This window comes from Alkalihalobacillus alcalophilus ATCC 27647 = CGMCC 1.3604 (genome assembly GCF_000292245.2).
Lineage (GTDB): Bacteria > Bacillota > Bacilli > Bacillales > Bacillaceae_D > Alkalihalobacillus > Alkalihalobacillus alcalophilus.
On sequence record NZ_ALPT02000125.1, the window covers coordinates 1 to 8,410 of the forward strand.

Sequence of the window (8,410 nt, forward strand, 5' to 3'; positions counted from 1 at the left end):
TAAGAACCAGCTCGGCGTAAAAAGAATGGAGAAAAAGAATTATAAGCCGAATAAGAGAGAGTTCGGCGTAAAAAGAATAGGAGAAAAAGGAATATAAGCCGAATAAGAGAGAGTTCGGCGTAAAAAGAATGGAGAGTAAGAATTATAAGCCGAATAAGAGCCAGCTCGGCGTAAAAAGAATGGAGAGTAAGAATTATAAGCCGAATAAGAGAGAGTTCGGCGTAAAAAGAATAGGAGAAGATGAACTATAAGCCGAACAAGAGCCATCTCGGCGTAAAAAGAGTGGAGCAAATGAACTATAAGCCGAACAAGAACCAGCTCGGCGTAAAAAGAATGGAGAAAAAGAATTATAAGCCAAACAAGAGCCAATTCGGCGTAAAAATTATAAAAGGATACAATACGCCGAATTAACTCTCTTTTTTAACCACACTAGTATCTATGTTTCACTTTTACATGTAACAGTTTAAAGGAGGTATTCGCTTACTAGGACATTTTTAAGTAACGGTCTCGTTCTTCATTCGGTACTAATCTTCCGCCGGTTGCCCAGATGATATGGGTGGCATCATTCATTTTATTTTGTAAATTTTGCTTGTGTATATAAGTTTGGAATCTTGAGTTATCTTGCTGAAGTAAGCCAATAAAACCCGCTGCTGCCGATGGCTCGATAAATACGTTCTCACTTTGATAAAGAGTTTGTAAATAATAAAACAAGGTGGAATCTTCTACAGTAAAAACGCCACTTAATAAAGGGGTCATTACTTTGCCGATAAAAGAGGATGGACGACCAACAGCTAAACCATCCGCAGCGGTTCTTCCGTCGATACCATAGTCTTGGATCGAAACTTTGTCATGCTTTTCTGTCGCCATTCCGAGTAGCATACAAGGAGCTTTTGTTGGTTCGATAAAAAAGCAGTGGACATGGTCTCCAAAAATTTGTTTTAAACCATATGTAATTCCGCCTGGAGCCCCGCCGACTCCACATGGTAAATAGACAAAAAGAGGTTTGGCTTCAGACACTTCAATGTTTGCATCTTCTAGCTGTTTTTGTAAATACGAAGCGGCCGTGGCATAGCCCAAAAATAAGTCAACTGAATTTTCATCATCAATAAAGTAGCTTTTCGGATCGGCATCTGATTGTTTTCGACCGGCTTCAACAGCCTCGCTATAGTCATTTTCATATTCGATCACGTGTACGTCTTTTTCACGTAAGAGCTGTTTTTTCCATTCTTTTGCATCTGAGGACATATGAACAATTACTTTAAAGCCTATTTTGGCACTGATAATGCCAATACTTAAACCTAAGTTTCCAGTGGAGCCGACTTGAATCGTATATTGATTAAATACTTCTTTTATTTTACTATCTGCGAGCTTTTGATAATCGTCATCAGGAGAGAGAAGCCCATTTTCTAAGGCGATACGTTCGGCCAGTGTTAAAACTTCATAAACACCACCTCTACCTTTAACGGAACCGGCAATCGCTAATTGACTGTCTAATTTTATAAAAACGTCTCCAGCAATCGCCGCTGAATTTAAGTGTTCAAGTGCCTTTTTCATTTTAGGAATCGGCCATAAGGGGGATTCGACTAATCCGTTGGTAGCTTTTGTTTCTGGGAATTGCTCGATTAAATAAGGAGCAAATCGGAGTAACCGTTGACGGGCTTCTTCTATTTTTTCTGGAGATAATTTGTTCTTAAATTCTGTTTCGGCTGATTCTGTTTGATAATTAGGGTTCATCCAAAGAGTTTCTTTGTAATTTTGTAGTTCTTTTATTACATCCGTTTGATTCTGTGCCATCATGACCCTCCAATTGAACAGTTTATAGTGTCATTTTAACAAAAATAAGTACTTTATAATAAAAAACTTCCAAACCGATTAAATGGTTGGAAGCTTTTTCAGGCCGTATGTTCAGTTGTATGGGGAGTTTTTTGTAAAGTAATTAAAATTGAAATAAAGACAATGACAAAAAGAATATCAAAAAAAAGCAATAAGATGTTTGAGGATGAGTGGTGGTGGATCATCATACCCGTCATTGCCCCCATCATTCCACCCATAATGCCTTCAACCGTCCCACATAAAATACAGAAGGTTTCAAAGTCTTTTCCAACTAAAAAGCCAATGGACATCCCAACCGTACAAGCGACCATTGTTGAAATGACAAGATCGTGACCGAAGATAAGTCCAAATGTGAGACCAAAGGCCAAACTCGACATCATAGATAAAGCCATAATAATCATATGCAAATGTTTAGATGACCCTTTGAGATTTTTTTTATTTGCAGTGATTTTTATCATACAAAAGAAAGTGAGAATCGTTAGAAACACCAAATTGGCGATAAGGATGGTCAAAGCCTTCCCTCCTTTTTAATCAGGCCTAAATAAGAGTCTGTATTATCTTATTGTAGAGGGAAGGGAAATAGACCATTCGTATTAAAAGCACTCAACAAAAGACGATTTTTGTGAGTGCTTGGGAGTTGTATTAATAACCTAACGAAAAATCGACTTGGTTAATGGGAAGCTTTTTATCGCCTTTTAAATAGATTTCTAAATTAGGTAAGAAAATTTCTTCAATTACTCGTTCATTATAGTATCCGGTTGAACCTGATGTATGTGGCGTAACAATGACTTGCTCCATTTCCCAAAGTGGGTTCGATTCTGGTAATGGTTCTACTTCAAAGACATCGAGTCCAGCACCGAGAATTTCTTTGTTTTCTAAGGCCCATATCAGATCGTCTTCTTTGACAAGCTGTCCACGACCAATGTTAATAAAAAATGCTGTTTCTTTCATTAATTTGAAGCTCTCACGTGTAAAGGAATGTTTCGTTTCTGGAGTTAAAGGGGTGGCAACGACTACATAATCACAAAGCGGTAAAACTTCCTCTAACTCAGAACTCAGGTACATACGATCGACATAATCCAACTCTTTGCCACTATTTCGTACACCTAACACATTCATATTAAAAGCTTTTGCTATTTTTGCGACCTCTTGTCCAATGGCTCCAACCCCGACAATGCCAATTGTTTTATTATGAAGCTCTAAATAATTATACTCATGAAACCATTTTTTCTTTTCTTGGTTTCGGATGTATTTATGAAGATTACGAGTTAGGCTTAACATGAGAGCAAACACCGTTTCGGATATTGGGTTTGTATGTACACCATTTGCTGTTGTTAATAAAATTTGATTCTTTTTAAAGTAGTCAAGAGGGTAATTATCAATTCCAGCACTCCAACTTTGGATCCAGCGGAGCGTGTTCGACTTTTGGACTTGCTCGGCAAAGGAGTTTTTCCAAGAAATAAGAATCTCAGCTGAATCAATATGGTCCTGCCAAATAGAAGGGTCCTTTCCAACAATAATATCCCAGTCCTTTAAAGGTCTACTTAACTTATCTAATAATTCAGGTTTTAAATCTTGAGGTATAACAATTTTTCGCTTCAAATGGATCACCCTTTTAAATTTGATAAGATTTTTTGATAACTATTTTTAAGAATAAAACATTCTGAACAGCTTGTCACACTATATGGTAGAAACTATTTGAATCATATAGAAAGAGGATTTAGAAGTTTTACAGTGTTTAAGAAAAAACATTGAGAAGTTATACCTATTTGAGTGGAGTAAAACATGCCCACTTTTTGCTTGATTCCAGCTGCTTTCACATCCATTATTTTTGAGAATTCTTCCATAATATTAGAGTTAGTACTAATCGTCTTGTAACAGGAATGACATATAATCGGGGTATCTAATACTTGGGGGAAAAGTATTAGATTTTCTTTTTGTAAAGAATTGAATGAATCGTTAGAGAGCATTTAGGAGGTGGAAGTGTGGCAGATACGGCAATCAAACACCAAAATCGGAATCCTTACTTTGATAATGTTAAATTTTTTCTTATCTTTTTGGTTGTTGTTGGTCATGTTATTAGTCCGTTAAAAGGACAGGAGGATTTTCTTTTTGATTTATATGCAATGATTTATATTTTTCATATGCCTGCGTTTATTTTAATTTCTGGTTATTTTTCGAAGGGCTATAAAAAGAAAGGGTACTTATGGAAGACATTCAAGAAAATTCTTATTCCATATTTTATTTTTCAAATTTTCTATTCGATTTTTTATTATTTGAATGGAGATAAGGCTTTAAGTTTTGAATTGTTTTCACCACATTGGACGTTATGGTTTTTATTAAGTTTATTTACGTGGAATGTGCTTTTATATGTATTTGGAAAATGGCGTTGGCTTGGTTTAGTCATAGCGACTGCGATCGGTGTGGGTATTGGATTTATAGAATCTGTTGGAACTTGGATGAGCTTATCAAGAACATTTGTCTTTTTTCCGTTTTTCTTTCTTGGTTTTTTATTAAAGAAGGAGCATTTTGAAAAACTACAGCAATTCAAATATAGTCCTTCTATTGGAATTTTTGTTTTATTAAGTGTTTTTATTATCGTCGTTGAGTTTTTTCCTGAAGGGGGAATTCCTTGGCTATTTGGCTCACAATCCTATGTAGAGATGGGCAGAGGTTATCTGATCGATGCTGGAATTCGGTTAGCACAGTATGTAGGAACGTTAGTTGTGTTATTGGCCTTTATGGCGATTGTGCCTAAAAAGGAGTATAGCTTTACGGCTATCGGTCAACGAACAATGTCGATTTATTTATTACATGGGATTATCATTCAATTAATTCAAACATTTATTTCAAAAAGTACCTTACATGATTTTGCGAACAACTATGCGTTACTGATTGGCTTATCCCTTCTCATTTGTATCGCCTGTGGAAGTTATTATTCCAAAAAATTATTGCCGATTTAATTTTTTATACTGTTTTTGCCGACGATTTATGAGGCTGAGACAAAACCACTAAAAAAGAGTTAGATGACTAGAAATGACGGTCATCTAACTTTTTTAATGGAAATTACTTATTTTATATTGCAAAAGGAATGAAAAGATTTACCCTCTATCTTAGTGGACGAAAACATGCGGAGACTCCCGTGGGATCTAGTGGCAGAGGCGAAATCCACTAGTGAAACTAGTTAGTTCGGCGCCACCCACAGGACGCGGAGCATGATTTTCGGGAACGGTGAGTAGAACACTTTTCAAATCAGTACAGAGTTTTGTCCCAGCCTCTTTTTTTGGTTGATTTTGTTGATAATAAAAAAACTTCGTGTTCCAAAATATTATAAATTAGGCTAAAATGTATAAATATATAGAAAAAACGAAATAGCTCGCGGTTTTATGGAGGGGGGAACTAGTGTGAAAATCATTTGGAGTTACATAAGACCATATCGATTTGCAATGTGGATCGCCATTTTTCTTATGTTTGTTGAGTTAGTTGTTGAACTTATTCATCCATTATTATTAGCGAAAATTATAGATGATGGTATTATGCAAAATGACTTACAAAGCGTCCTTTATTGGGGGGCGATTATGGTAGGGCTATCTTTTATAGCCTTTATCGCAGGAATTGTGAACTCCTTTTATGCTGGGCATGTTAGTCAAAGTACGGGTCTTGATTTAAGAAATGGCTTATATGATAAGGTTCAGGCTTTTTCTTTTGCCAATTTACAAAAGTTCCAAACTTCATCGTTAATTACGAGGTTAACAAACGATGTCACCCAAATACAAAATACGATTTTTATGAGCTTACGAATTATGTTAAGGGCACCACTTTTAGTTGTCGGTGGCGTCATTATGGCACTATTTATAAATGTGCAATTAGCGATGTTTTTAGTCGTAACAATTCCTATTCTGATTGTTTTTTAGTTTTTGTGATGAGAAGGGCGTCCAAGCTATTTAAGCTCGTTCAGCAAAAGTTAGATGGAGTTAATTCAGTTATTCGTGAACATTTAGGTGGAATGAAACTGATTAAAGCGTATGTAAGGCGAAAACATGAGGTGAGACGTTTTACTGAACGTAACAAACAGTTAATGGAAAAAACAGTGTCTGCTTTAAGACTTTTAGAAGCGACGATGCCGATTCTTTTATTCGTGATGAATTTATCAATTATTGCGATTTTATGGTTTGGGCAAGCTTATATCACAGCAGGAAATGTGCAAGTTGGTGAAGTGGTCGCGATTATTAACTATGTGCTGAGAATTACCGGTGCCTTAACTGTGTTTGCGATGATTATTATGGTTTTTTCAAGAGCACAGGCGTCCTCAGAACGGATTAATGAAGTATTAACGACAGAAGTTGATATGCAAGAAGAAGCAAACAGGCAAGAAGCGAACCCGCTAAATTATGAAGCGATTAAGTTTAAAAATGTTTCGTTTAAGTATCCTGATACAGGTGATTGGGCTTTAGAGCATGTGAACTTTTCAGTTCGTAAAGGAGAAACAGTCGCAATAATGGGAGGAACGGGCTCAGGAAAAACTTCCATGTTTCAGATGATTCCGCGCTTATACGATACGACGGAAGGAGAAATTTTGATTGAAGGAGTCAATGTGAAAGAACGTCATGTTGATGATTTACGAAAATCGATTGCTTATGTTCCGCAGGTGTACGTTGAATCAAAAGAATATACATTATTATTATTTGAAATACTTATGAGAAAGGCATTTTTAGTTTATGTATATAACTTTGCTTCATTTTTTTTATGAACCAAAGTTATATACATAAAATGAAAATGACACAAACTTATATACAAATATAAAAGTAAATTACGTGGAAAGCTTAATGTTTGATATTCTAATAATACAAACACTTATCTTTTTAACGTTGGTCTACAAATGTGGAATATTGTGGAATGATAACTAGAGTTAATTTCCTATTGTATAATTTAATTACATTCCTTTGGAGGTTGGGGCTAACGGAAATTGGAATTAATCTTAATTAGGACGCTTTTTAAATTTAAATATAATTTTGTCCATAATTTCTATTTAAAATGAAGGTTTTTGCTAAACTTTGTAATTGTAGAGCGAATTTTGAAAATAAAAGTCTAGGTGAGTTGTTGATTGTTCCAAGAAGCGGTTTACTAATTTTTCCATATTCAATTAATTAAATGTGTGGAGGTGAGTTGGTATGGCTGATTATAAAGAAATTGACTGTTGGAATTGTGACTGTCTGGAACTCCATAAGGAAATAGACGATGATGTATGGAAGTGTCAAAGGTGTGGATGCAAATCATCTGAATAAACTTATTATCTTCTGCATTTAGGCTACTGTATCATAAATTTTGATGAGTGTACGCCCAGAATATTAGAGAGTTTCTGGGCACTAGTTAAAAGTGTTAACATACATTAGATCAAAATAAATTACTCAACGGAAATTTCTTTTCTGTACTTTACCATAGGAACGGTCCTGTCAACATATGGACCTTTTAGGTTTTCATACTCAATTCCAGCTTTGTTTTGAAACAGCTTCGGTTGAATGCTTGGCAATGATAATGACATTTCTATAAAATAGAGTCCAGCTACATAACCATTTCCTTTGAAGTTAAAAATACCAAAATCAAAATGTCCAGCCATTACGCTTGCTTTATTGGAACCGCAAAGTTGTCCGGATTGTTTTCGTACATTTATTAGCAAAGATGCGTGATTAAATAGGTTTGTTGTTCCGAAGATATGTAAAGCCCTATCTTCAATTAATTCAACTTCAACATTAAATTCCACTTCAATTCCATCTGGATTTATTGGGATGGTTGGTTCGAATTTATAAGTTGCTCTTTCTGGAACGGTATAAGGGTCAATAGAATTGTAATCATTCTCTGAAATAGCTAATTTAACTTGCCAGTATGAAATATAGTCTACTATTTCCTCACTACTATTATGAGCATCTTCAAAACACCTACTAATATGGTAGGCTTTTTGCCTTTCATTAAGGTTTTCCTTATTAGCCCAAAAGTAAATATTGTCTAAGGCTATAAAATAGTCAGTAAAATTGCTTAAATATGCTTTAAATTCAATATTTCTAGAGACACCAAAACTATCGTTTAAAAAATATATTTCATTGATTTTAGATCTGTATATATTAATAATGTCGAAAAGCTCTTGGAATTCATGATCATTAAAATAAAAAACTAATTCCTTATGAATAGGTTGCACTTCATCATATAGTTTTTTCTTATAAACAAATAGATGCTTATCATTTTCAAATACATATTTATCATTATAATCAGCCATTACACTGTAGGTGTTACTTTCATCCCAACTGTATCCGTCTTTATCTCTTTGCTTTAAAGGTTGCATTTGAATGTTGTCATTTAAAGGATTACACCACATATATCTTAAAATCCAATTATATAAAATATAATCTTCGCCAGTTTTTGCTACGAAAACAGACACCACATCATATTTGCCTTTATATTCATTAATTAAGTACCTGACAGCACTATGGATTTCATTTATTTTTAGTAGCTTAGTTAATGTTATTTTAATTGAAACCCGTCGTACTCCAGGATAAGAAATATCCTGTTCCTCCGTAATACT

Annotated in this window: 7 protein-coding genes; 3 read left to right on the plus strand and 4 right to left on the minus strand. The window is 34.8% G+C overall.

Annotation, left to right across the window (positions count from 1 at the left end; genetic code table 11):
* Positions 1 to 483: 483 nt before the first annotated feature.
* The 3 genes from BALCAV_RS20050 to BALCAV_RS20060 form a co-directional block, all read right to left on the minus strand.
* Entirely contained in the window at positions 484 to 1,794 is a 1,311-nt protein-coding gene (locus BALCAV_RS20050; protein WP_003324618.1) for a D-serine ammonia-lyase, read from the minus strand.
* Between the two features lie 98 nt (positions 1,795 to 1,892).
* A complete protein-coding gene (locus tag BALCAV_RS20055; RefSeq protein ID WP_003324617.1) occupies positions 1,893 to 2,345 on the minus strand; it encodes a hypothetical protein in 453 nt (150 codons plus the stop codon).
* A gap of 130 nt (positions 2,346 to 2,475) precedes the next feature.
* Positions 2,476 to 3,435, minus strand: a complete 960-nt coding sequence (locus tag BALCAV_RS20060; protein WP_003324616.1) for a D-2-hydroxyacid dehydrogenase — start codon at positions 3,433 to 3,435, stop codon at positions 2,476 to 2,478.
* A 383-nt stretch (positions 3,436 to 3,818) separates the two neighbouring features.
* On the opposite strand from BALCAV_RS20060, the gene BALCAV_RS20065 reads away from it, so the two are divergent.
* From BALCAV_RS20065 to BALCAV_RS23155, 3 genes are all read left to right on the plus strand, one after another.
* A complete protein-coding gene (locus BALCAV_RS20065; RefSeq protein ID WP_003324615.1) occupies positions 3,819 to 4,796 on the plus strand; it encodes an acyltransferase family protein in 978 nt (325 codons plus the stop codon).
* Positions 4,797 to 5,237: 441 nt separating this feature from the next.
* A complete protein-coding gene (locus tag BALCAV_RS23150) occupies positions 5,238 to 5,747 on the plus strand; it encodes an ABC transporter transmembrane domain-containing protein (protein WP_268746833.1) in 510 nt (169 codons plus the stop codon).
* Positions 5,748 to 5,755: 8 nt separating this feature from the next.
* Positions 5,756 to 6,583, plus strand: coding sequence for an ABC transporter transmembrane domain-containing protein (locus tag BALCAV_RS23155; RefSeq protein WP_268746834.1), 828 nt, complete (start codon positions 5,756 to 5,758; stop codon positions 6,581 to 6,583).
* A gap of 654 nt (positions 6,584 to 7,237) precedes the next feature.
* On the opposite strand, the gene BALCAV_RS22485 is transcribed toward BALCAV_RS23155, so the two are convergent.
* On the minus strand, positions 7,238 to 8,410 hold a 1,173-nt coding region (locus BALCAV_RS22485), incomplete at its 5' end, for a hypothetical protein (protein WP_040324298.1).

Coding starts and splice junctions, on each gene's coding strand:
- BALCAV_RS23155 (WP_268746834.1), top strand. CDS start 5,756: ATGAGAAGGGCGTCCAAGCTATTTAAGCTCGTTCAGCAAAAGTTAGAT.
- BALCAV_RS20050 (WP_003324618.1), bottom strand. CDS start 1,794: ATGGCACAGAATCAAACGGATGTAATAAAAGAACTACAAAATTACAAA.